The organism is Deltaproteobacteria bacterium (genome assembly GCA_016874735.1).
Classification (GTDB): Bacteria; Bdellovibrionota_B; Oligoflexia; order Oligoflexales; family CAIYRB01; genus CAIYRB01.
On record VGTI01000002.1, the window covers coordinates 101,585 to 124,377 of the forward strand.

General features: G+C 51.4%; 21 protein-coding genes. 8 read left to right on the top strand and 13 right to left on the bottom strand.

All coding sequences use genetic code 11. The features are described 5' to 3' along the window. The first annotated feature begins 128 nt into the window (after positions 1-128). Positions 129-788, top strand: a complete 660-nt coding sequence (locus tag FJ146_02030; protein ID MBM4250728.1) for an NAAT family transporter — start codon at positions 129-131, stop codon at positions 786-788. On the opposite strand, the gene FJ146_02035 is transcribed toward FJ146_02030, so the two are convergent. The 3 genes from FJ146_02035 to FJ146_02045 form a co-directional block, all read right to left on the bottom strand. Next, positions 785-1,492, bottom strand: a complete 708-nt coding sequence (locus tag FJ146_02035; protein MBM4250729.1) for a reverse transcriptase-like protein — start codon at positions 1,490-1,492, stop codon at positions 785-787. The genes FJ146_02030 and FJ146_02035 overlap by 4 nt on opposite strands. Before the next feature lie 78 nt (positions 1,493-1,570). Next, complete coding sequence (locus tag FJ146_02040) at positions 1,571-2,407, bottom strand: S1 family peptidase (protein ID MBM4250730.1); 837 nt, start codon at positions 2,405-2,407, stop codon at positions 1,571-1,573. A 195-nt stretch (positions 2,408-2,602) separates the two neighbouring features. Next, a complete protein-coding gene (locus FJ146_02045) occupies positions 2,603-3,535 on the bottom strand; it encodes a hypothetical protein (protein ID MBM4250731.1) in 933 nt (310 codons plus the stop codon). Positions 3,536-3,784: 249 nt separating this feature from the next. Between FJ146_02045 and FJ146_02050 the strand changes: the two genes are divergently transcribed. Together FJ146_02050 and FJ146_02055 are read left to right on the top strand one after the other, a co-directional pair. Continuing rightward, on the top strand, positions 3,785-3,985 hold the full coding sequence (locus tag FJ146_02050) for a hypothetical protein (GenBank protein MBM4250732.1): 201 nt from the start codon (positions 3,785-3,787) through the stop codon (positions 3,983-3,985). A 276-nt stretch (positions 3,986-4,261) separates the two neighbouring features. After that, positions 4,262-5,962, top strand: coding sequence for a hypothetical protein (locus tag FJ146_02055; protein ID MBM4250733.1), 1,701 nt, complete (start codon positions 4,262-4,264; stop codon positions 5,960-5,962). 23 nt (positions 5,963-5,985) lie between these two features. Here the strand turns inward: FJ146_02055 and FJ146_02060 are convergent, their stop codons facing one another. Beyond that, positions 5,986-6,993, bottom strand: a complete 1,008-nt coding sequence (locus FJ146_02060) for a galactose mutarotase (GenBank protein MBM4250734.1) — start codon at positions 6,991-6,993, stop codon at positions 5,986-5,988. Beyond that, positions 6,968-9,472 (bottom strand): DUF4968 domain-containing protein, encoded by a 2,505-nt coding sequence (locus tag FJ146_02065; protein MBM4250735.1) that lies wholly within the window; start codon positions 9,470-9,472, stop codon positions 6,968-6,970. The genes FJ146_02060 and FJ146_02065 overlap by 26 nt, the downstream gene beginning before the upstream one ends. Positions 9,473-9,667: 195 nt before the next feature. On the opposite strand from FJ146_02065, the gene FJ146_02070 reads away from it, so the two are divergent. The 3 genes from FJ146_02070 to FJ146_02080 are packed head-to-tail and all read left to right on the top strand — an operon-like array spanning position 9,668 to position 12,068. Next, complete coding sequence (locus FJ146_02070) at positions 9,668-10,969, top strand: mannanase (protein ID MBM4250736.1); 1,302 nt, start codon at positions 9,668-9,670, stop codon at positions 10,967-10,969. 30 nt (positions 10,970-10,999) lie between these two features. After that, complete coding sequence (locus FJ146_02075) at positions 11,000-11,623, top strand: elongation factor P hydroxylase (GenBank protein MBM4250737.1); 624 nt, start codon at positions 11,000-11,002, stop codon at positions 11,621-11,623. Then, the gene (locus tag FJ146_02080) at positions 11,496-12,068 is read left to right on the top strand and encodes a DUF962 domain-containing protein (GenBank protein MBM4250738.1); all 573 of its coding nucleotides are present in this window, start codon (positions 11,496-11,498) and stop codon (positions 12,066-12,068) included. The genes FJ146_02075 and FJ146_02080 overlap by 128 nt, the downstream gene beginning before the upstream one ends. Before the next feature lie 22 nt (positions 12,069-12,090). Here the strand turns inward: FJ146_02080 and FJ146_02085 are convergent, their stop codons facing one another. Both FJ146_02085 and FJ146_02090 read right to left on the bottom strand, forming a co-directional pair. Beyond that, positions 12,091-12,765, bottom strand: a complete 675-nt coding sequence (locus FJ146_02085; protein ID MBM4250739.1) for a hypothetical protein — start codon at positions 12,763-12,765, stop codon at positions 12,091-12,093. Beyond that, positions 12,755-14,065, bottom strand: coding sequence for a glycosyltransferase family 9 protein (locus tag FJ146_02090; protein ID MBM4250740.1), 1,311 nt, complete (start codon positions 14,063-14,065; stop codon positions 12,755-12,757). Before FJ146_02090 ends, FJ146_02085 begins: the two co-directional genes overlap by 11 nt. Positions 14,066-14,230: 165 nt before the next feature. Here FJ146_02090 and FJ146_02095 point away from each other — a divergent pair, with 165 nt between their 5' ends. Then, complete coding sequence (locus FJ146_02095) at positions 14,231-14,818, top strand: malonic semialdehyde reductase (GenBank protein ID MBM4250741.1); 588 nt, start codon at positions 14,231-14,233, stop codon at positions 14,816-14,818. A gap of 49 nt (positions 14,819-14,867) precedes the next feature. Here FJ146_02095 and FJ146_02100 read toward each other — a convergent pair whose 3' ends face one another. The 6 genes from FJ146_02100 to FJ146_02125 all read right to left on the bottom strand — a co-directional run bounded on the left by FJ146_02100 (position 14,868) and on the right by FJ146_02125 (position 21,133). Continuing rightward, positions 14,868-15,272, bottom strand: a complete 405-nt coding sequence (locus FJ146_02100; GenBank protein ID MBM4250742.1) for an OsmC family protein — start codon at positions 15,270-15,272, stop codon at positions 14,868-14,870. A gap of 13 nt (positions 15,273-15,285) precedes the next feature. After that, positions 15,286-15,714: a YkgJ family cysteine cluster protein gene (locus FJ146_02105; GenBank protein MBM4250743.1), complete on the bottom strand. Its 429-nt coding sequence runs from the start codon at positions 15,712-15,714 to the stop codon at positions 15,286-15,288. After that, entirely contained in the window at positions 15,686-16,645 is a 960-nt protein-coding gene (gene glpX / locus FJ146_02110) for a class II fructose-bisphosphatase (GenBank protein MBM4250744.1), read from the bottom strand. Before glpX ends, FJ146_02105 begins: the two co-directional genes overlap by 29 nt. Before the next feature lie 117 nt (positions 16,646-16,762). After that, a complete protein-coding gene (locus FJ146_02115) occupies positions 16,763-18,127 on the bottom strand; it encodes a cellulose 1,4-beta-cellobiosidase (protein ID MBM4250745.1) in 1,365 nt (454 codons plus the stop codon). A 40-nt stretch (positions 18,128-18,167) separates the two neighbouring features. Beyond that, complete coding sequence (locus FJ146_02120; GenBank protein ID MBM4250746.1) at positions 18,168-20,249, bottom strand: alkaline ceramidase; 2,082 nt, start codon at positions 20,247-20,249, stop codon at positions 18,168-18,170. A 23-nt stretch (positions 20,250-20,272) separates the two neighbouring features. After that, positions 20,273-21,133 carry a hypothetical protein gene (locus tag FJ146_02125; GenBank protein ID MBM4250747.1) on the bottom strand — a complete coding sequence of 287 codons (861 nt, stop codon included), beginning with the start codon at positions 21,131-21,133 and terminating at the stop codon, positions 20,273-20,275. 139 nt (positions 21,134-21,272) lie between these two features. Between FJ146_02125 and FJ146_02130 the strand changes: the two genes are divergently transcribed. After that, positions 21,273-22,760: a DEAD/DEAH box helicase gene (locus FJ146_02130; GenBank protein ID MBM4250748.1), complete on the top strand. Its 1,488-nt coding sequence runs from the start codon at positions 21,273-21,275 to the stop codon at positions 22,758-22,760. Positions 22,761-22,793: the final 33 nt, after the last annotated feature.

The window sequence follows — 22,793 nt, forward strand, 5'->3', positions numbered from 1 at the left end:
ATAAGCGCCCCGGTTATATCGCACCCCAACGAAGCTGTCCAGAACCGGCTGCTTATATTCTAACTGAGGGACCTTTTCTGGCGATTATAGGGTGGACCAACCCGTGCAAGTGGCGGTACTCTCGGACTATGACCATCGAGCTTATTCAGCGTGAGTTTGCCTACTTAGCGGGTGCTTTCGTCACCCTCTTTTTCATCATCGATCCTTTGACCACAGTCCCTGTCTACATGACCCTCACTGAGCGCTACAGCGACGATCATCGACGCCAGATTTGTGCCAAGGCAAGTACGATAGCCCTGGGCATACTTCTCGTTGTGGCCTTTGCGGGGCTAAAGTTATTCGAGCTTTTTGGCATTACCTTACCGGCCTTCCAAATTGCTGGCGGTATCCTGCTCCTGATCGTTGGTATTGCTCAGGTCAATGAAGTCCGTAGTAAAGTGAGTCCCAACGAAGAGGACGAAAGCTTGGAGAAGGACGATATTACGGTCTTTCCTCTAGCCATGCCTCTACTCGCTGGACCAGGCGCCATTTCAACAGTCATCCTGATGGCCACCAAAGCTAGCGGCCTCATGCGCAAAGTGGAACTAGTGCTCGCAATAACGGCCTGCATAGCTCTAGCTTATTTGACCCTACGCGCAGCAAAGTATCTGTTCAAACTCCTCGGCAACACGGGACTAAACCTGCTATCGAGGATCATGGGCCTGCTACTGACTGCGATGGGAGTCCAGTTTGTCATCAACGGAGCTAGGGACATTCTACCGCTACTAGTAGCCGGGAGCGGTGGCTAGAGTCTAACGCCCCAGCTGCGCAAAATATCCGCTGCTTCGGCTTCGGAGAGTGCCTTTTTAAACCGAGCCCCCGACTTACCTTTGACGCGACGCTCACAATCAGCCCAATTGGTGTGCCGCATCGGTACGCCGTCCACCAAACTTAGGTAACAGTGCGCTGCCTGCTTGGCCTGCTTGGGGCGCATTTCAGGCAATGCAAAGTTGTCAGGCACATCATGGATTGCCACTGCGTATTTTAGTAGAGGACCCCGGTAGAGATTCACGCGCTGACCCTTCGTGTAAGCAACTGCGATCTCATCTACGCGCTCGTTGCCTGGAACTCCTGTGTGTCCTCGGACATAACGCCAGTCTATTCCACCCGACTTAGAACGTGCTGAGCTCAGGCGGACAAGCTCTTCCCAATGGTCACGATTGGCAACTGGTTGACCCTCCGCCGTTAACCACCCACGCTGACGCCAGCCCCACACCCACTGCGTGATACCGCGAATGACGTAGGTCGAGTCGGTGTAGATAATCACCGGATGTGTCGTCGCCCTTGCGGACTCCAGACCACGAATCACTGCTAACAACTCCATTTGGTTGTTAGTGGTCATGTGGTCACCACCACCAAGCTCGACCACCTGCCCCTCGGGGAAAACGACGATAGTTGCCCAGCCTCCGGGCCCCGGATTGCCGGAACATGCCCCGTCGGTGAAGATGACGATGCCCTCAAGATCCCGCTTTAGTGCATCCAAAGGAGCGCCCCCAGTCGCCAAAAGGTAAACTACCGAGCGCCTAAAGTTTCACCAGCCAGCCGCTGAGGTCAACGACTCTTTCAAGAAATCGTGGTTCGTCGGCAAGGTCAGATCCACGTAGCTCGAGGCTTTGACAGTGCGAAACTTACCGTCTTTCGGCAGGGACACTAAGCCACCGCCCGAGGTCGTCGCCACAAGCTTGCCATCAATCAGCATCGGGCCACCAGAATCTCCGGATCCACTGGCCACGTGCTCGCCTTGAGGCACCTCTAGGTCACTCGCTGTCGGCACACCGGTAAATTCAATCATGCCGTTCTTGATGCGCTCGATTTTGTTGGTCCCCATCCTCTTGATGCCACCACCGGATCCGACCTGATTCCCATAGCGATCACGATCGTAATCGTTAAGCCCGTAGCCGACTATTGTGAACTGCTGGCCCACGATCGGACGTTTAGTGTGAAACGACACCACGCCTGGAGCAGCGTCAGCGGGGAACGTGATAACGGCAATATCGTGATTGTTCAAAACAGCTGGGTTGTTGACGAAATCGGGATGATGCACAAAACCTGTGGCATCGACTTCTTCCGCCGTGCCGTCCGCTTTTTCACGAACAAATTTAACTGCGGACGCCGGGGCATCCATAGTGGCCAGGTCGTAAACACAATGAGCCGCCGTTACCACCTGACTCGCATTAACAAAGGTACCGGTACAGGTTCCAGAGATCCGACCATACTCGACGCGCAAAGCCACGACAGCCGGAAAAGCTCCAGTGGCATTGATACCGTTGGTCACCTTCACATTTGATTTAGATGCGGTTGGCCCCCCGCAACCGTATAAAGCTGCGACTAAGGTTAGGGCAAGGAGCTGAAGCAGATTGTTGTTCATCGATCGCTCTCCCAGGATTCTCGGCTGCCCTTTACCCTACTTTTGGCTGGCTGGCTAGTTAAATGTGATTCGATTCCTACTTTTCGCTAAATTAAGCAAAAACTACCAAAAATTACAAGAGGCTCGAAGGCTCCCGCCAAAAAGACGGAAACCACGAGCCGATCACAAGTATTTCTTTGGGATGGCTGCGGCAAACTACCTAGCTGCGTTAACCGCCCCGTTGTAGAGAAACTGAATCGTGCGGGCAAAAGTGCCGGTGAGCGAAGTTTTTGCCGTGGCCGGTACCCCGTAGTCATCGACGACCACGCTAGCAATGGACACAGTGTGCGCCTTCCCGCCTACGTCGATCATCGCGGTCAAAACCTGGTAATCCTTGATCGTGCTTTTGGTCTCAACCAAAGTGGATACGTACATGTAATGCCCGTTACCAAGGTTGTAGTGTTCAGCGTTCTCTGAATAGGTGGTTCGAATGGTCATGACTGAGACCTTTTGGCTGCCATCCTTATCAATACGCCAGCCCCTATCCCAGCCACTGTCGGCATTTGCGGGCAGCGCCGTGATGACGATGTTGCCAGGAGTTTGCCCCTGAAAACTAGCCATGGCGCGCTGGTTCTCGAGGTCCCCCTCTTTCGGGGCCAGGGTCGTGTAGTGCTTTTCTGCCGTTACAGGCATCTTGAGTGCACCACCAAAAAAGGCCGCCACCTGGCCTTTTGTCGTTACCATCGGTGTTAGTTCCACTGGGACCGGAGCGCCACCGCCAGCGTATGGCTGGCTCAGTAAATCTACGAACCGCTGCGTCGCTGTTCCACTCGCTGTGCAAAGCTGAGCGTACTGCTCGGCATGTTTTGGGTTCTTCACGATCGCCGTCTTACCTGCAGCTGCGCACCAACTGTTGGGAGTAGCTGCGAGCTTGGACCCGCTGCCCGATCCTGTGTTGCCGCCTAGCTCGAACGGACTATCTTTCGCCTCTTTCGTGGCGTCGCCTGCGGCAGCGTCGGTCTTTTTAGCGATCTTCTTGGCACCTGATGACTTGGGTGCTCCGCCGCCCGATTCGGGCTCGGTGCTACACCCTACGGCTCCTAAAAAACCGAGAATACTGACCATTAAGACGTTACGCAGCCCGATCATAGGCCCCTCCCAATCACGTTTTTCCTCCAATTACAGGCCGTATCGGCAAAGCTCACAAAATATTTAGGCAATTAATACAAAGACCAAAATACCCATTATTTTTAGATAATTATACAGCGTTCAATTCAATTGATTAAAATAATTTTAATTCGCTTATGTTTTAAAATTTATTTATTTATTAAAAAATTGAATATTTTAAAAAAATATTATAAAACCAGCCACACAAACCGAATTCGTAAGGGGGGAGCCATGTCCGCCGAAGAGATGCGTGATTATTGCAACAGCCTAAGTTCATTCAAAATTCGTGTCCAAGTTCGGCTCAAAAACGGCCAGGAAGTCATGACTGGGCGGATTATTAAAGTGGACTTAGACCGCTTTCAACTTGTCAGCGACAGCGATGTGATCCACGACCTAAACTACAGTTGGGTTGCCCGTATCAAGAACGCTTGAATCCTCTTGCGGTCGCCAGCACGGAGGCTCGGTACTGCTGCCGCATGGGCAGCCTATATCGCGCTCGGTAGTCGCGTTGGTCAATTAGTCCCATCCGGTCAGGCCTCTGCCTTGGGCATGTCATTTACGGCGTGCGTCGTATTGCCTTTTGGCCTAACTCTGTCGGATCTTCGGTCTCTGATACTGCAAGTCAGACCACGAAAATCACCGAAAATGATTTAAACTAGGCTTAACTGTTTGGCTCTGTGTTCTTACTTAATACAGCGAAGAGTCCTGATGAGCCTGGATGCATTAAAGCAAAACTCTCGGAATTTAAATCTAGTCTGCCTTTTGTTCATCTGCGGCGCTATTTGGGCAATTTACGGCGAGACTCTGAACTTTGATTTCCTCTCTTGGGACGACGACCAAAATGTAGTCAACAACCGATGGTTACACCCCGGTCTTTGGTGGCAGTTCTGGCTCAAGCCTTATCTCTGCATGTATTTACCGCCTGTTTACTCTATATGGTATGCACTCACACGACTCGACGACAAACCCTACCCCATTTATTTTCATGCGCTTAACGTAATGATACACACGGTCAACAGTGTAATCGTATTTTTTATCGCTAAATTCGCGATATCTTGCCGTCTCCGCACGCGAAGTGCCCACGCAGATCACCCGGAGAGGCGTGTCTTGATTGCAGCCACGCTGGCTACTCTCATCTTCGCACTCCACCCTATCCAAATCGAAGCTGTGACATGGATCACAGGACTAAGAGATCTACTCGGTGGCTTTGGTATTTTGGTAGCCACGTCCCTCTACTTACAAGCTGCGGGACGCTGGCGGTTCGTAATTGCTTCATGGCTCGCCTTTATCTTCGCCATGCTGTGCAAGCCCTCGACCGTAGCCTTTCCAGCCGCTTTATTTGGACTAATTTGGATGCAAAACGGCGGCATAACCTGGGCCAGAGTCGGCCGCCTGTTCCCTTGGTTCTTATCGATCGTACCTACCATTCTCGTAACGACCGCAGCACAGACGGAGATCGCCGACCGAGAACTCGCGCAGATAAACTTTTGGCAACGCATCCTAGTCACACTCGATTCCTATGCTTTTTATATCAAAAAGTGGGCTCTCCCCATTGGACTTACCAACGATTATGGACGCAAGCCGAGCGTAGCCCTAGCTGATCCGCAATTGATCTTTAGTTGTCTTTTGATAGTTGCTCTCTTAATTGTCCTGATGATTTTTCGCAAAAAATTAGGAGGGCCTTTTCTATCGTGGTGCATGTTCGCGGCGGCGATGGCACTGCCCACATCAGGCATTGTGACTTTCCCATTCCAACACACATCAACTGTCACGGATCACTACTTCTATCTTTGTGCTGCCGGTATTTCTATAGCCTCTGGTTTGCTGATCAGCTCCGTGAACTCAAATCTATTAAACATTTGCTCTGTCATGGTGCTGATAAGCTATGTATTTCTTGATCTTAAACAGTTGCCGCGCTGGCAATCCGATTCCGCAATGTTTCCGGCCATGGTTGCCGCCAACCCTAATAGCTACGCCGGTTATACGGGCATGGCTGCTATCGCCATGAAAGACAAGAGGCGACTCGACGCCTTGCAGTATTTACAGTCAGCGCAGAGGATTGATCCAGATAAAGTGGATTTACTTGCTAACAAGGGGCTAGTACTTAATGAGCTCGGTCGCTATGAAGATGTGATCACAGAATTAGGTCGCGTATTGCCAGCGAGAAGCATCATCGTTGATAGTCCTGTCTCAGCGCCAAGTGTGTCCATCTACTACATGATGATTGCTTATGCGCATATTAGGCTTGATCAAATAGAGCAAAGCCTACCCTACATCTGCCGCGCGCAGCTAGCCGACCCCTCGAATTCTGATGTTGTAGGATTCATGCCTCTAGTTATGAAACATTTGGGTCATCAACCTTTTGACCCAAATGTTTGCCCTAACTTAAAAGCAATCAAAGAATGGTAAGATCGATACTGATTTGAGGACTATTAAATCGAAAAGCGATACAAAGTGGACTGGCGGTAGACTTGATCTGGCATCAGGACGGTAGATGGAAACTGAGGTTTATTGGGAGAATCGGGGAAGCGCTGCGCCTCTAAACAAAATCCGGAGTGCTTCCCAAATGAAGCATCGTCTAGAAAATTACCGCTATAAAACTGTAAGCCTGGTTCAGTCGTCCACATCTGCATCTTGCGTCCACTGTGGGGATCGATCACCTCTGCAGCGAGCCTAAAGACGCCATACTCACCTTGTATGACGTAATTGTGATCATAGCCACTTCCCATGGTTAGCTGCGGATAATTGTCATCAATATTCCGTCCGATGGGCTTGAATTCACGAAAATCTAGGGGCGTGCCACGGACCTCTTGGATATCCCCGGTAGGTATCATAGTGGCATCAACCGGGGTAAATTTATCAGCGTATATTTTAAGTTCATGATCAAGAATCTGAGGACAAGCGATAAGATCAGCTGCGAGGTTAAAATAACAATGGCTAGTCAAATTGACGATTGTTGTAGCAGTTGTTCGCGCTTCGTAATCAATCTGTAAACCACAATCATCCGTGAGTGTATAGCTAACCATGGTCGTGAGTTGTCCTGGATAGCCTTCTTCGCCGTCAGCACTTCGATATGTAAACGAAATTTTTGTATCACTTAAACGTTTCTGGACCAACCACACTATGCGATCGAAGCCTCGATTTCCGCCATGAAGGTGATGACCATGATTGTGAGTGGCCAATCTAAAACGACGTCCCTCAAGGGTGAATGTCCCGTTGGCTATGCGATTTGCATAACGACCACAGATTGCACCTAAATAACACGGATTTTCCGCGTAATGCTCAATCCTGTCATAACCGAGCACCACATTTCCAAAATGGCCGTGGCGATCAGGAGCAAGAAGTGACATCACGATGCCGCCGAGATTGCTGACTTGCGCCCTAAGCCCGGATGGATGCTTTAATGTATAAACTTTAACGTCGTCGGAGATCTTCGCCATTTAACGTCACTCTAACCTGATGTTGCAGGGCACCTTCACGCTTAAATTTAACGTACAATGTTCTCGATGCCTCCGCCCAATAGGCCCCTTGTTCGGCCTTGCTTAGCTCATCCGCACTTGGCAATAGGGCTAGAGGAAAGCGATCAATGGAAACACCACCAGGGCTAGACCAAAGGTGTATCTGAGAGAGATACGTGTGGGGCACAAACCGCGTATTGCTATTTTGGATCGTAAGCACAACTTCACGCATGGGTTTTAACACGCTGTGAATATAGGTCTCGGTAAAATCACTCCGTCGCGCAAAGGCTTCTGACTTACCGTCATCGGCATAAAGTGTAAAAGTTGATTCTCCATCCGGGTAGACGTCAATCGTCAAAGGATCCCACGACCGCTCATCGGTACTCAACATGGGCGGTGCCATCGGAATGATTGCGCCTGATCTGACAAATAGGGGGATTTTGCCAGCTGGAGCATTTATTTCGTAGAATTGACCGCCTTTGTAATCATGGCCATCCTCGTAACCAAACCAGTTGCCGTGCGGCAGGTATACGCTACGCGTGTTAGTGTTTTCTGTAACGACTGGGGCAACAAGGAGGTCTCTCCCAAATAAAAACTCATCCTTGAGGTTATAGACGTTTGGATCGTTCTGATATTGGAAGACGAGAGGCCGAATCATCGGTGCACCGGTACGGTGAGCCTCCCACGTATAGGAATAAAAATACGGCATCAAGCGATAACGCATCTGGAGGTAGTGCCTACTACTAGCCTCAACCTCAGGACCAAAGTCCGTGGGTAAAGACAGCCCTACATGGTGGGCACGCGGCATGGGAACGAACGCAGAGAATTCCATCCAACGCTGATATAACTTGCCGTGCGCCTCCAAACTATTTCTGTAGTATCCCTCTAAAAATCCACCGGAATCATTCGACCAAAGCGGCATTCCGGACAAGCCCATGTTCATGAGCGCAGGCACCTGTGCCGCAAAGGTCTCGTAATCCGAGTAGATATCGCCAGTCCAGATGGCCGTACCATATCGCTGAATCCCAGCCGAGCCTGTTCGCGTCAGGATAAAAACCCGCGTATCGGGATCAGCAGCCTTCAGCATATCGAAGTAGGTCTTACTTGTGATCATGGAGAAAGCGTTATGTATCTTAGCTGCCGGACCACCTTGATAAACCGTCTCAGCCGGTTCCCCCTCGGGCTCTGTTAAGTCGAGCCACCAACCTTTTATTCCGTCTCGATGCAAGTGGCTAATCTGCGGCCAAAGCCAAGACTTCATATTTGGCGCCGTGAAATCCATGAGATCACCGCCGTAGTAGCCACAGGTCACGGTCTGCCCATTGCCATCCGTTGCAAAGATATTATTACGGAGACCATCTTGATAATTACTACTGTCCTTGCGAATCATCGGGCCTGACTGGGAGATCATGAATTTTACGCCCATACGTCCGTAATCACGGATGCGCCAGGTACTTTCACCATTCCAACGAGATGCCCAACGAAAGTTCTGCAGGTGTTCGGGCCAGTCAAAATCGATGGCCATGCTATCTACAGGAATCTCGCGGGATCTAAGCGTCCGCATAGCGTCGTCAATTTCATCCCAGGTGTAAAATGTGCACTTGCTCTGCATATAGCCAAGTGTCCACAAGTTTGGTAGCGAGGGACGACCTGTTAGCTCTGTGTAGCGGTCGACAATGTGAGGAAAGGCCGGTCCGTATATAAAATAATAGATAGCCTCACCGCCCGCAGCCTGCCACGAGTAAAGCTCCGTATTGGTTTTGCCTAAATCAAAAAGTGTCCGGTAGGTATTGTCAAAAAAGAGACCGTAACCACCACCCTGGCCGCCTGTGCTCAGCATGAAGGGAATCGGCACATCCGCCGTTACTTTGCCGCGATTGATTCTTTGACCCGTCCACAGGTCACGACGTGTGCCCCGACGATCTAGCGTACCCATATGCTCTGTATTGTCCTGACCAAGGCCATAAATGTGTTCACTTGGCTCCATCCGACGATACATCGACAGCGTCGACCCTAGACCCCATTCGAAGCTTTTGCTTGAGTCATCAAGCGTAATTGGCGTGACATCATCAGCTCGGTAAAAATCGACGCCAATCGCTTTCTTCTGAATGCGTACGGACACCTTTGCGGTCAGTAGCTGCAAATAAGTGCCGCGATCAATGACCTTTATGGGCTGATCAGGCCAAGACTCCTGCACCAAAGCGAGCGATGGTTCTTTGGTAAAGCGGCCGTGTTGGTCGACCCAAACGCGGACGACGTCGTCGTGAACTGCAGTCAATTGGATTTTGAGGCTACCGGAAGTAGCGATCGTCAGCGTGCTACCGTTCAGTTCGTAACCACTTACGTCCAGATGCCGGAGGTTCTGCGCCTCGCGGGGCAACTCCGAGGTACCAGCTCGAGCTGCCAGCACCCCACTGACCAAAACTGCCGCGCCAATGAAATAATTAAGTCGCGCTAGCATAGGCCATGCCTCCTGACTGATGGTAACAAACTTAGTGATGGCTTCCGAGTTTATTCTAGTAGGGTAACTATCTGAGAGCGTTTAGCAAATAGAGATTTATCAGATGATCTTTAGAATTTTAACTGATGGCACTAAGTCATGGCAAGCACGAGCCCGAGTCTGCTAGCATATTGCCACTAGTAGAAAGGGGGCGCTATGAATCTAAGCCAATTATTCTCGGCTCTTTTTGCAATCGTGCTTGTAACCACGGCAATTCCGACCCAGGCAAAATCCTCCGCCCAATTTGTCAAAACTAATGGCACTGATTTTGTCGTTGGTGACCGGCCCTATCAATTTCTCGGGACAAATTTGTGGTACGGCATCAATCTAGGTAGCCCAGGTCCTAGCGGTGATCGGCCGCGATTAGTTCGCGAATTAGATCGCCTGGCAGCCATGGGGGTCAAAAATCTCCGCGTGATGGCCGCTAGTGAAGGTCCGAACAATGCCCCCTTCCGCATGCTTCCCGCACTACAACCCATGCCAGGTGTTTTCGATCCCAATCTCCTGGCCGGTTTGGATTTCCTGCTGGTCGAAATGGCCAAGCGCGACATGCGCGCCATTATGTGTCTTGGTAATTTCTGGCAGTGGTCCGGTGGGTTCGCTCAGTATGTTTCTTGGGTCGAGGGCTCAGCAATCCCTTATCCAGAGCAATTTGGCTGGAGCACCTTTGAGAATTACGCGGCGCGTTTTTATGCGAATCCCCGGGCAGTAGCTCTCTATAACGGCGCCGTCGACCTCATCGTATCGAGGATTAATTCCCTAACTCTCGTTCCCTATTCTCTTGACCCGACAATTATGTCTTGGGAACTTGCCAACGAGCCCCGTGGACAGAATCACTACGAGGCCTACGTTCGTTGGGTGACCCGCACCGCATCAAGAATTAAACATCTGGATCCGCACCATCTCGTCACTACTGGGAGTGAGGGATTAACAGCCAGCCCAGATACCACAAGGACCAAGCCAGAGATTGTTCATGCGATTACAGGCATCGATTACCTCACCTTCCATATTTGGATTCAAAATTTTGGTTGGTATGACCCCCGCAATCCCGCGTCGTACGAGGGTGCGATTAAGAAGGCCCTTGATTATGTGGATTACCATGTAGAACTCGCTGCAAAACTGGGTAAGCCAGCCGTATTTGAGGAATTTGGCATTGCACGCGACCTTGGCGACTTCACGCCAACTGCCAGCACGGAAACGCGCGATCGGTATTACCAAACTATGTTTGACGCCACCCTGCAGCACATCCGGCAAGACCATGCACTTAGTGGCGTAAATTTTTGGGCTTGGAGTGGCGAAGCTCGTCCCGTCGAGCCAGGTGGGCTCTGGCGTCCTGGGACACCTTACACCGGTGACCCACCTCACGAACCGCAAGGATGGTACTCCGTCTACGACAGAGACCTCACGACTATCGCCATCATTAAAAGTTATGCAGCTAGCATTTCCCTTACTCATTGATTCGCAATTTTACCTCTGGACCGGTCAGTAGTGCATCATCGTTATTCCGATCTGATAAGTATCTTTGACGCGTTATTCGCCGTGACTGAGAGCACCGTGCTCAGAGCCGGTGACAATGAACCGATTTATAAACCGGCGGCCAGTGAGCAGCACCGAGCCGAAATTATTTTCGCCCATGGGTATTTCTCCAGCGCCCTCCATGAAATTGCACATTGGTGTATCGCTGGTAGCTATCGCCGTACATTAGTCGACTACGGCTATTGGTATGAACCCGACGGTAGATCGGCAGAAAAACAGTCGGAATTCGCAAGGGTAGAAATCAAGCCTCAGGCTCTAGAGTGGGTCTTTTCCGTCGCAAGTGGTTGTATCTTTAATTTCAGTGCCGATAACTTAGCCCTTGGTGGCAGCGTCGTCGATGAGAGTTGGCGACGATTTCAGCAAGATGTTATGGCAGCCGCACGTCGCTATGCCGCAATGGGTCTCCCGCCGCGCGCAGAGATTCTAGCGAGCACCCTGGCAGAGTTTTATGGTACTGGGAATAAGTGGCGGGATCCCACTAACTATCAGCTGGACGATCATTGGAGCTACCCTCATGAAACCGATCACCGAACTAATGAAATCATACGCCCACTATCATCGCGATCGGCGCAATAAGGCTACTCACTTTATTGGAGTGCCTGTGATCGTTTATGCACTTTTCCTATTACTAAGCATCGGGCAATTGGCTGGCACTGAGCAATCGCCGGTACCGGTTACAGCGGCCACAGTGGGTTTTGGCATCTGTATGATGTACTATTTGCGCCTAGATGTTGGACTCGCTGTGTTGCAACTTCCATTTAGTGCCCTGCCACTTTACCTAGCTAATTACACGGCAAACCTGGTTCCCGCGGCTGAGGCTTTATGGATCTTTTTGATTACGTTTGTCAGCGGATGGGCCATTCAATTCGTCGGACATTACTTTGAAGGCAAAAAACCTGCACTGTTTGACAACATCATGCAGGTATTCAATGCTCCGCTCTTTCTGGCAATGGAGCTTGCCTTCGCTTTCGGTTGGCGCAACGACCTGCGGCAAGCCGTGGATGCCGAACCCACAATCTAAAAGAGCAATGACTGGTATTATTTCAGTCCTCAGCGGCGGCGCCCTTTGATTTAGCTTTAGCGCGAATCTCAAACGCATCATCTAGACTCGTTTCGCCCCGCTGCGTCTCAACCCAGGTGCCATCCTTGGTGAAATAACCGCCCGCTTTGTACGGCTTACCGGGTAAGCCGTGCTTTTCCCGCGCTACCGCAAGCCGACTCTGGCAAGAGTCTTTCTGCTCGGTCGCTAACTTTTTCATGCGCTTAAGCGTTGCTTGATATTTCTTCTCGGACTTAAGTCGCTCGTCAAACGATTGCTCACGAACCACCCTTAGTTCACCGTCCTCATCGCGCCCCATTTTTTGGCTAATTTCAGGGTCGTTCTTGAGAGCCTCGATATCATGACTGGCTGTAGCCTGCCCGTTACCACCGAGTCTGGGGTCATTTAGCTGGGCCTCGCAGGCCTTGAGATCGTGCAAATCCCGCTCAACTTCATCACGCAAGTGTGTATTGGCAATGTCGAGGACCGCTAGGTCATCCTGCGCCGATGTATTTTCGCGAATGACGACCTGGTCTTTTTCATTGATGCCGATCTTACCGCTACTGGCATTGCCCTTGGCCTGAAACCCTTTTGTTTCTATATCCTGAACCTTACCTGGGGTAGTGCAGGACCATAAAGCCAATCCAACTATCGTGCCGCGCCACAACTTAGAGTACATGTGCATTTCCTCCTAGATTTGACTGAGCAATATAACGCTCCGTGGGTAGAGACGGTTCGTGGTGAACAGATACTCCCCGTTGCTGACGGCCGTGGAGACTTTGCCTTACTTTTTGCATGACCTCCTCAACGGAGATCACCTGCATACAGGTATTATTGTTACACGGTGAGAGGCGATGATTCAGAGCATTGATGCACGGACTACATGCTAAACCAGCCCAAATGGGCATAGGATTACCGTCAATTGGGCCGTATAGTTTCGGTGTTTCTGGACCAAATAGAACGATGTTTTTAATCTTGGTCATTGATGCGAAATGAGCCGGACCACTATCGTTGGTCACAAGTACATCGCTGAGGGCAAACAAGGTGATCAATTGACGCATAGTCGTGGCCCCAGCCACAGAGACAACACGCTTTGAGCCGAGATCATCGCGGATTTTTTCTGCTGCAGCGGCCTCACGCGGAGCACCAGTTAAAATGACCAATGCATCCGGATAATCTTCCAGAATGAGCTCTGCCAATTTTTTGAATCTATCTGTCGGCCATTTTCTGAGAGGCATGAGGTCGCTAGCGTTTGGGTTTAAAATGATACGAGGACCACCGACCCCGCTCCCTTCACTAATCCTAGCCGCAAGGAGTGATTCTACCTCTGCAATCTCAACTGGATCAGGCTTAAATATGGCTTTTTTGGTTGATTCTGGGGTTACTACCAGTTTGTTGCAGGGTATCTCACCTACCGGGTGACTTAATGCCTCAACCATAGCTCGGTAAGTAACCGCCGTGTGTAAGTAGGGATTGTATGAGATGCGATGTGTCATCAAATCGCCGCGATAGGGGCCATCCATCGTGTACCTATGCATCCCGACGCGATATCTTGCACCTGTTAGATAGGAAATAATGGCTGAGCCACGGGAAAAAAACTCGAGATCTACGGTAGCAGTGATACCGAGGCGACGCGCACGCCAGAGCATTTTCACAAGATCGATGGCAAAGACAAAAATATTTTGATTGCGTAAGGCAAAAACATTACCCTTTTCCATCTGGCCAAGTACATCGATGATGGGGCGATTTTCTACAAACACACAGAGATAAACCTTATCTCGACCCACTAAATCGATGGCTCGTTCAAATGCATCAACAGCCAATACCGAGGCACCCTGCTCGATGAGCTTTATGAATAAGATGGAATCGAGCGGCCTCGCGCCGTTGAATCTTTCGGTGAACCGCCTGTGCATAGTGAGTAGCAGACAAATCAGTTTGCCAACCCAAGCATCGAGCCGCCGCATCAGTTGCTGATTCATCAATTTCCCCTTAGATCACTGGCTGATACATCAATTTTCGCATACCAATCGCCAGCTGTCACCTGCAGGAAACGAAGAATTCTCCACACTATGGCACCAAAGTTATAGTATGCCTAATCTGCGGCCGTACTTTTTCACAACTGCAACTGTTACCGGGGATAAGTGATGGGTCAGACTTCACAAGAGAGTATTGAGCAACTTTTCACCAAAGCACGTACACATAACGGCTGGCTAAACAAAGATGTGCCTGACGCACTATTGCGGCAAATTTATGATATCGCCAAATGGGGACCGACAAGCACTAACAGCAACCCTGGTCGTATCGTCTTCCTTAAGACCGCCGCCGCCAAAGCTAAGCTGTTGCCATGTCTACTTTCCGGAAATGTTGAGAAAACCAAGGCTGCCCCGGTCACTGCGATCGTCGCCCATGATCTTGAATTTATCGAACACCTAGGCAAGTTATTCCCACATGCAGATGCCAGATCATGGTTTGCCGGAAATCAACCGCTCATCGAGTCGACGGCATTCCGCAATAGCTCGCTTCAAGGGGCGTACCTGATGATAGCAGCAAGATCTCTCGGCCTCGACTGTGGACCGATGTCAGGATTCGATCACGAGCAAGTTGACCGGGCATTTTTTGCCGGGACGAGCTGGCGCTCCAACTTTATCTGTAACCTTGGTTACGGTGACGTAGGTAAACTTCACCCGCGGCTACCTAGACTCAGCTTTGATGAAGCTTGCCGCATAGTTTGAGACTGATCTCACGGCAAAAAGTAAAAGCGGCGCGAGGCGCCGCCCCAGATCATGCGTAGCTAAAGCTAATTGGCTTCTCTACGTCGGGATGCAAGCTTGCATGGACCGGACATGCTCTAGCAGCGTGCTCTAGCTTCTGGCGCTGGGGCTCGGTCAATTTTGCGGGCAGAGTGATGGCAACGGTAAGGCTCTTGATACGTCGGGGACTCGAAGCCATCTCTTTCACCACACTTCCAGTGGCGCCTTCAATGTTGAGACCATCTCTTTCAGCCACTAATGCCATCGTTGTAAGTATACAACTACAAAGTGCGGCTCCTACCAGATCTGTCGGCGAAAACCGCTCACCCAACCCTTGATTATCACGGGGAGCATCAGTTTCAATCACGGACTGCGATGGTTCGTGACGGAGCGAACAATGTTTTTTTCCCTCATACACCACATTCATCTTAACCATGGTTAACCTCGCATCATGTGAGTTTTTTACTTAATTTACGATGGGGACAATAACCTGGCCGTGGCCCAACATTGGGAAATTGGCGACAAACCTCGGGCCTATTTTCGTAAACCTGACATAAACGGTCTTCACCTAAGTACTGACAATCACCATTTGGCTTTTGTGCCAGTGTAAAGATACCCGTTGAGGCGCGATACTGATACACAAGTCCCGCGGCAATGAGTACGCGCGCGATCTTTTTAAGTGAACCCTCTGCTTCATCGGCGCTAATTAATCCAAGCCGCACTAAGTCCTGAGCGTTTGCCTCAACAGGTAGACGACAACAACCCGCCCAACAGCCGCGACATAGACTTGGTTTAAACTTAGTCCAGCGGCTTAACTTATCAAGATCGCCATTACTCATGCCGCCAACATTACCATCCGTAGCGTGGCTTGCGATCAAAGTGATGCCGCGTCCTGATTTCCCGAACTGTGCCGGTCTCAGACCGCATGACTATAGAGTGTGTGAACGCCCCGCGGCCGCTATAGCGCACTCCGGAGAGAAAGCTACCATTGGTCACACCGGTCGCGACAAACATCACATGACCTCGGGCCATGTCCTCGAGTTGATAAATTTTGTTTTGATCCGTGATACCCATGGTTTTGGCTCGCTCCACCTCTTCCTGCGAGCCAAATAGCAGTTTGGTCTGCATATCGCCACCTAAACAACGCAATGCGGCAGCGGCAATAACCCCCTCAGGGGCGCCACCTGAGCCCATCATCACGTCCACACCGGACTCTGGCTGTGCTGTAGCCACAGCCGCAGACACGTCACCATCGCTAATCAAACGGATACGTGCACCTGTCGCTCTAACTTCTGCTATGAGCTCACTGTGCCTCGCGCGATCGAGAATGATTACCATCAAATCCTCAACGGCTTTGCCGACGGCCCTAGCTACCTCTTGTATGTTCCAGGTCGCACTTTTGGTAATGTCGATGGCCCCTCTAGCCTGGGGTCCAACCGCCAACTTATCCATATACATATCAGGAGCAGCGAGGAAGCAGCCGCGAGCCGCCGCCGCGATACAGGCGATTGCCTCGCTACCACCGTTTGCGGTGATGGTGGTACCCTCAAGTGGATCACAAGCTATGTCTATGCGTGGACCACTACCTCGTCCCACCGTCTCACCGATGTAGAGCATCGGCGCCTCGTCCATTTCGCCTTCACCTATGACGACCAGACCGTCGAAGTCCATAGATTGAAAAGCGCTGCGCATGGCCGTGACTGCTGCATCATCAGCCGCATTCTTATCACCGCGACCTACCCAACGTCCGGACGCGAGGGCGGCTGCCTCCGTGACTCTGACAAATTCGAGCGCCAAGTTGCGATCCATGACTGCCTCCGTGGTGGTGGTACCTGAATGATCATGTACTAAGTTCATGATCGACGATCAATACCACAAGCGGACATGGGTCAGCTATTTTTACAGTGGCACCACTCCGGTAGCGCCTTAGGAATTACGTAGGAACCTGATCAGTGCCTCCGGAAACCACGCGCCCGCCTCAGGTGCTGGCGTAAGAGAATCTCCCGAACGACACATATAGTCAAAACGCGCCGCCGCGCTATCGCTTGTGCCATCGGAGTCCCCTGGCGGCTTGATCCAGACGAATGCGTCGATGCCAGTCATCGGCTCTGCTTGAGGGAATTTACCAATCGCCGCGTTAGCTACGTTACACCAGCTGCCCCAGATTTGACGTGCCGTTTGGGATCCGTTGCGTCCAGTGTCGATAATAAACCGAGGATTGCTAATACCGACCGCAGTAAGATCCTGGCTTAACAGCTGAACGTAGGTTAATTCGTCACGAGCCGGGTTGGATTGATCGTACCATGGTGACGGTCGGCTGAAATCAAACTGGAGGACGCTGTAGTTAGCAACGTTGGTGGCAAAGCCGCGAATCTTATGCAGGCCACCCGCTTTTTGTAACACCCTTGCCATAACCTGGGCTGCACCGGTGCGATTGCTCGGCCAACCGAGCCAACCACTGTGAGCTACATCGAGGTAGAGGCTGACATGATCTGCCTGCAGCTTCTCAATGGCGTAAACGGTACCTGTCTCGTAATTTGCCAGAACTTCAGTGGTGCATTTACGCTGACCTTGATTTGTCACTATGTTTGGCAACGAGTCCGGCTCAACCACTGCGGCGATCCGTACATTGGTGTGGCTCTTTACTACTGCCGCGAGTTCATCGATGTAGACGCGGTATTCGTCCAGGCCGTTCGGACCACTTAGTTCACCATTCGACGCGGCAGCGGCACAGTCTCGATCGGGAAGATTGTAAACCACAACCGTGGCGGCCACTGGCGATCCAAGGGTCGCGGCCAGGCTCGATGCGGCATCGAGATAAGTCTTGAGGCCCGCGATGGCAGCTTTACGATCGACCCAGAACGCGGTGCTGGTACTAGCGATTTTATCTAGTTTGTCGCTCAGATCCGGAGCTAATGGGATGGTCCCCCGCACCTTGGCTGCATAAGCAGGGTCGACGAAAAAATGACTGCCCGCGTAAGGATTTTGGGTGCCAGTCGTGACAGATGCGTCGGTCGAGCGGATCTCTTGACCTGAGGGAGCGATAGTTTTGTTCGGCTTGTCTTTTTTGAGGCTGCCACACGAAGTATTGGCAAGCAGTAATGACATTATTCCGAGAGGGAAGAGCGCTGTCCGCATCAGAGTACCTCCAAAAACAACCGACATCCAAATTACCGACTTTGCAGGCAATGTGCCAATCTCTTGAATGCTTTGGGTCGTTACGTGAATTCTTGAGTGTTGGTTATATCTCAGTACGCACGGTAAATCCAGCTGACTTGCTGATCGTGCCATGGTCTCGCTTTTACCGCCAAAACTGTCTAAAAAGACGTAGCTACATGTCTAAATCGCGGGCAAGCACGCGGAACGCACGCGAACATCCACTGTACGGCGTAAACCCCTGACTAAATAGGGATTTGGATTTGCCGTGATGACAGATACGGTACGTTGCGGAAACGCTGTCCTCCGCAGGGCTCCAGGCAATCTGAATGATCGATTTACCAACACCATACCGATGCCAGTGCATTCTCGTCTCGTGATCCCAATCAAAATAGACCGGATGCCAAGTGTCACCCTTGAGGGTCTCCACGGTCAGATGAGAAAATCCAGGCCGGTGAGCGTTGTTAGGGTGAGCCCCCCAAAATTCCACAGTTACTGTGTCGCCAGCGCGGTATTCATCTGCCACATCCACCCTCACATCGCCGAACCGACTATTTTGGGGCGCAATGTCGTGAATGGGGATCTTGGGAATCACAAGCTGCTTTGACGACAAATCTGGCGGCCGAGCAGCTGGCGGACGTTGGCGACCGGAAACCATATCATCCGCTAGATTGACGAAAATTTCCGTATATGCAGCTAACGACCACGGCCCGTAAAGGTTGGCTCCCCCCTCGTAGGCCTGTGCTTGGTACTCTTCGCGCGTGGTCACGTAATGAATGTATTCATTTGTCAGACCGCTCAAGACCACATGGCGCACTCCATCAGCAATGAGTCGCCGCTTGATCTCTTGTTTCAGACGATAGCCAGCAACGGTTGTGACTTCAAATGGTGCGCCAATGATGGCTAGGCTGCCAATGCGAATGATTTGGAAGGGCGCTATGCGTGGCGTCCACGGATTGGGCTTAACAAATCCCGTTGGCAGCAGCAGGACCTTCTCTTGGTGACACTCCTGCTCCCGAGGCATCAGAGTAAACTTGGGCCAGGTCTGCCCATAAATTGCGTGCGATTTGAAGATTGGAAACGGCATCCCATTAGGCGTGCCTGCAGCAAAGCTCTCACCTAATACCGCCTGGCAGGTAGTGGCGCTCGCGTCACCGGTAAACGCAGCATCAATCTGCCGGTAAGCAAGATCCTCGTACCTATGCACGGCTGCAACCGGACCAGTCATCACCTCGGAGTCGGGCCTGTGGTACAGTTCAAAAGCTTTTTGAAATTGGCCGCGAGCAGACCACTCGTTGCGACCAAATCCGTCCTTCTCGCTGTCGGGACCATGGGACACATCATAGGGACTAATGTCGCCTGAATTAGCTTGGACAAATCCAGCAACAAACTCATGATCGTGTAGATAAGTAGTACCAAACTTACGCTCAAAAAATTGCGCTGCAACACCCTTATTATCACCACTCACTAGCCTGTTGCTAATCGGTAAAGATACGCCATGGACGGGGAACCAATTGAACGCAGCGATCGGCCGACCATCATCAGATATCGCCTTGATCAGAACCATCTCGGTGTCAGCTTTAGTAGGGAATAACTGCTGCTCCGATTCTGGATTACGTGCAAATGACTCGGGAGATCTGTTGAATTGATAACCAACCAGATGTCCTGTGGCGATGGAGAGCTGTGCCGGCTGTTGTTCACGATGAGCGCGTATGACAGATGCTACGATACCTTCGACTATGGCGTGAAAGTTCTGCGGATTAAATCCTCGCGTCGTTATGTTGTAAAGAGCGTGATGAGCAAATCCACCGGGACCCGCATGGGTATGCGTGGCACTTATCATCAAATTCGTTTCATCGAATACGCCTGGCAAGGCCACGGCCAGGCGTTCAATCACCGCACGCCTGACGCCGTCAAAAATCATTGCTAGATCGGCGTTTATAAAGGCCACAGTCTGCTTCTTGCAGCGATCACTAACGACCAGAGCACGTGACCAAAGGCGAGTATGAATCCCCTCGTCAATTTGACCAAGCTCAGCATATCCCATCATACCTACGCCCACGATAGGTCCGGTAATGTCGCCATGCGCCGCGCCCACTAAGTAACCTTCGCAACTCTTAGTGCCATCATGTGCTGCCACAGCAGTTGCAGCATTCATCACTGACATCACTGAGCACGCAATCGTAGATAGAGCAAATACCAACTGTCGCAGAGTGCGCCACGATTTTCGATTTAATCTGCAGTTTAATGCATTCATGGCACCCTCTAAACGTGGCTCAGTTAATGGGACGCTGCCGTCGGGAGTGGAATCGCCGCGAGCCGCATCACCGTTTCGGCCAATGGCTTCTCTGTTTGATCACCATGACGGGCTAACTCTTCCAGATATAGCCTACCCGTTCCCGGGTCTGCGGCCAAGGCGAGGAAAAGAGCTTCAAGGCCACCCTCAGGCAGGTATTTGCGCTTGTTTTTTGACAAGGCTTTGCGAACTGCCGTTAAATTCGACCCGATAAAATCCCGAGCGAACGATCCCGCGCGACGCTCTCGTTCGCTCAGTTCACCGTGCTGAGCGACGGTCGCCAAATATTCTCGGAGGTCGCTGCGCATCGCTGCCATGGCAGCGAGCGTGTGCTTTCTGAGTGACACCTGTAGTGTCAAGGCTGCCGAGTGCTGGGCTTTCGCATCAGTCCCTAAGAGGACCGGTGCCAATGCGGCAGCCACGTCGTCCTTTTGCTCCTTGGGTAGCGTGAGGATCCTCGCCCAAGCCCTGATACGGTCGCTATCGCAATCAGTTTTGATCAGGTCAACCACCGCGGCAGGCGTCGTACCACGACCCCATTCAATAGGCGCAACCAGCTTTTCTAACTCAAGAAATAGCGTTGGGGCCACCAGAACAACGGCCGCGCTGGTCAACAACACCCGAAGTACCCGAGGGAACCATCTGGCGCTCCCCGCCACCCCAACGAGAGTCAGACCTAAAAGAATGAGTGCGGCGAAAATAAGGGGAGACACCATGGCAACCTGGCCGGTATACCACTTGACCTGTCCATGAGCCAAGATTGCCAAAGCTATGGCAATCGCACTGAAGATCGCGATAAGTATCAGATCCCACTTATATTTTCTGATTAAATCAGAAGCTTTCATGGCTGCCTCATAATTAAAAAACAAAGAAGAATCCATACATACACTTTAAACCTGGCAATTGGCGACATTAAAAGATAAAGAAGGCCCACCTTAATGATGCTCCGGACCGAATTTTTAATTTTTTTAAGGAAGGATAGTAATGCTTAATCAAATAAATACCGACCAACAGTCGGGGTTCTCATCCCTTGGACTCGACAGTCGGTTGCTATCTATCCTTCAGGGTCTCGGACACCAAGAACCTACCCCTATTCAGAAAGCGGCGATACCGTTCCTACTAGCTGGGCGCGACATGGTTGGTCAGGCTGCCACAGGCACTGGGAAAACCGGCGCATTCTCCCTGCCTGTTGTGCATATGATTGGCCAAGAGAAATCGCGTCCCAATCAACCTCGCGCGCTTGTATTGGTCCCAACCAGAGAACTTGCCAATCAAGTGTGCGAGTCCTTGCTGCGTTACGGCAAGGGAATCAACCTGCGCGTTACCGCGATTTATGGTGGACAGTCCTACGATCCGCAAATTCGTTCCCTAAAACGCGGGACTGACGTGATCGTCGCGACCCCGGGTCGGGCTTTAGACCATCTTGAGCGCGGCACTATGGATTTGAGCGCGATCAAGGCGCTGGTGCTTGATGAAGCTGACGAAATGCTCGACCTTGGGTTCTTAGAAGATATCGAATCCATCATCGATCTGACCCCTGAAACGCGTCAAGTCATGCTGTTCTCGGCCACCATGGCACCAAGAATAGCAGCGATTGCTCAACGTCATCTCAAAGATCCCGCACGTGTCAGTATCGCCAAAGACGCTAAGGATACGGCGACCTTACCCAAGATCAGACAAACGGCTTTTGTTGTTCCGCGTCCACGCAAACTTGAGGCACTTTGTTCTCTTATCGAGCTTGAGACTCCCAAGGCTGCCATCATCTTTTGCCGCACGCGCGAAGACGTGGATCTGCTGGCCGACACACTCAAAGAGCGTGGGATGAGAGCAGAATCGCTGCATGGCGGCATGAGCCAGCAACAAAGAGAACGAGTGCTCCATAAACTCAGAGCGGGTCATGCTGAGCTAGTGGTTGCCACCGACGTGGCAGCGCGCGGCCTTGACATTGAACACCTCTCGCATGTGGTCAATTTTGACGTTCCATCGGCACCCGAAGCCTACGTGCACAGGATCGGTCGCGTAGGTCGCGCTGGTCGTGAAGGTACCGCCCTCACCATGTCAGAACCTCGCGATAAGCGCTTGATGCTGAATATCGAGCGACTTACAAAACAAAAGATCCCAGTCGGCAGACTACCGACTCCAGCTGACCTTGAAGACAAACGACGGAATGACACCAAGTCCAAACTCATGGCGGTACTAGGTGACGAGCACTTGGCAAGCTACGAGGCACTGATCGATGCCATGCTGAAAGAAGGCGAAACAACAGGCCTTACGCTCAAACAAATTGCCCTGGCTGCCGTGAAAGTTGTCCACTCACATTCAGCGCCAAAGAAAACCCGCCAAGAAGCCACCGTGGTTGCTGAACGCTTGGAGCAACGGGGAGACCAGCGCCAAGATCAAAGGTTTGACCTAAGGCAAGGCAAACAAAGGGGCAAAGGTAGACCCTCCAAAAGGCGTGCTCACTTCCACTGAGAGCATGGCTGACTTTTGCATTTGCGCACTGTG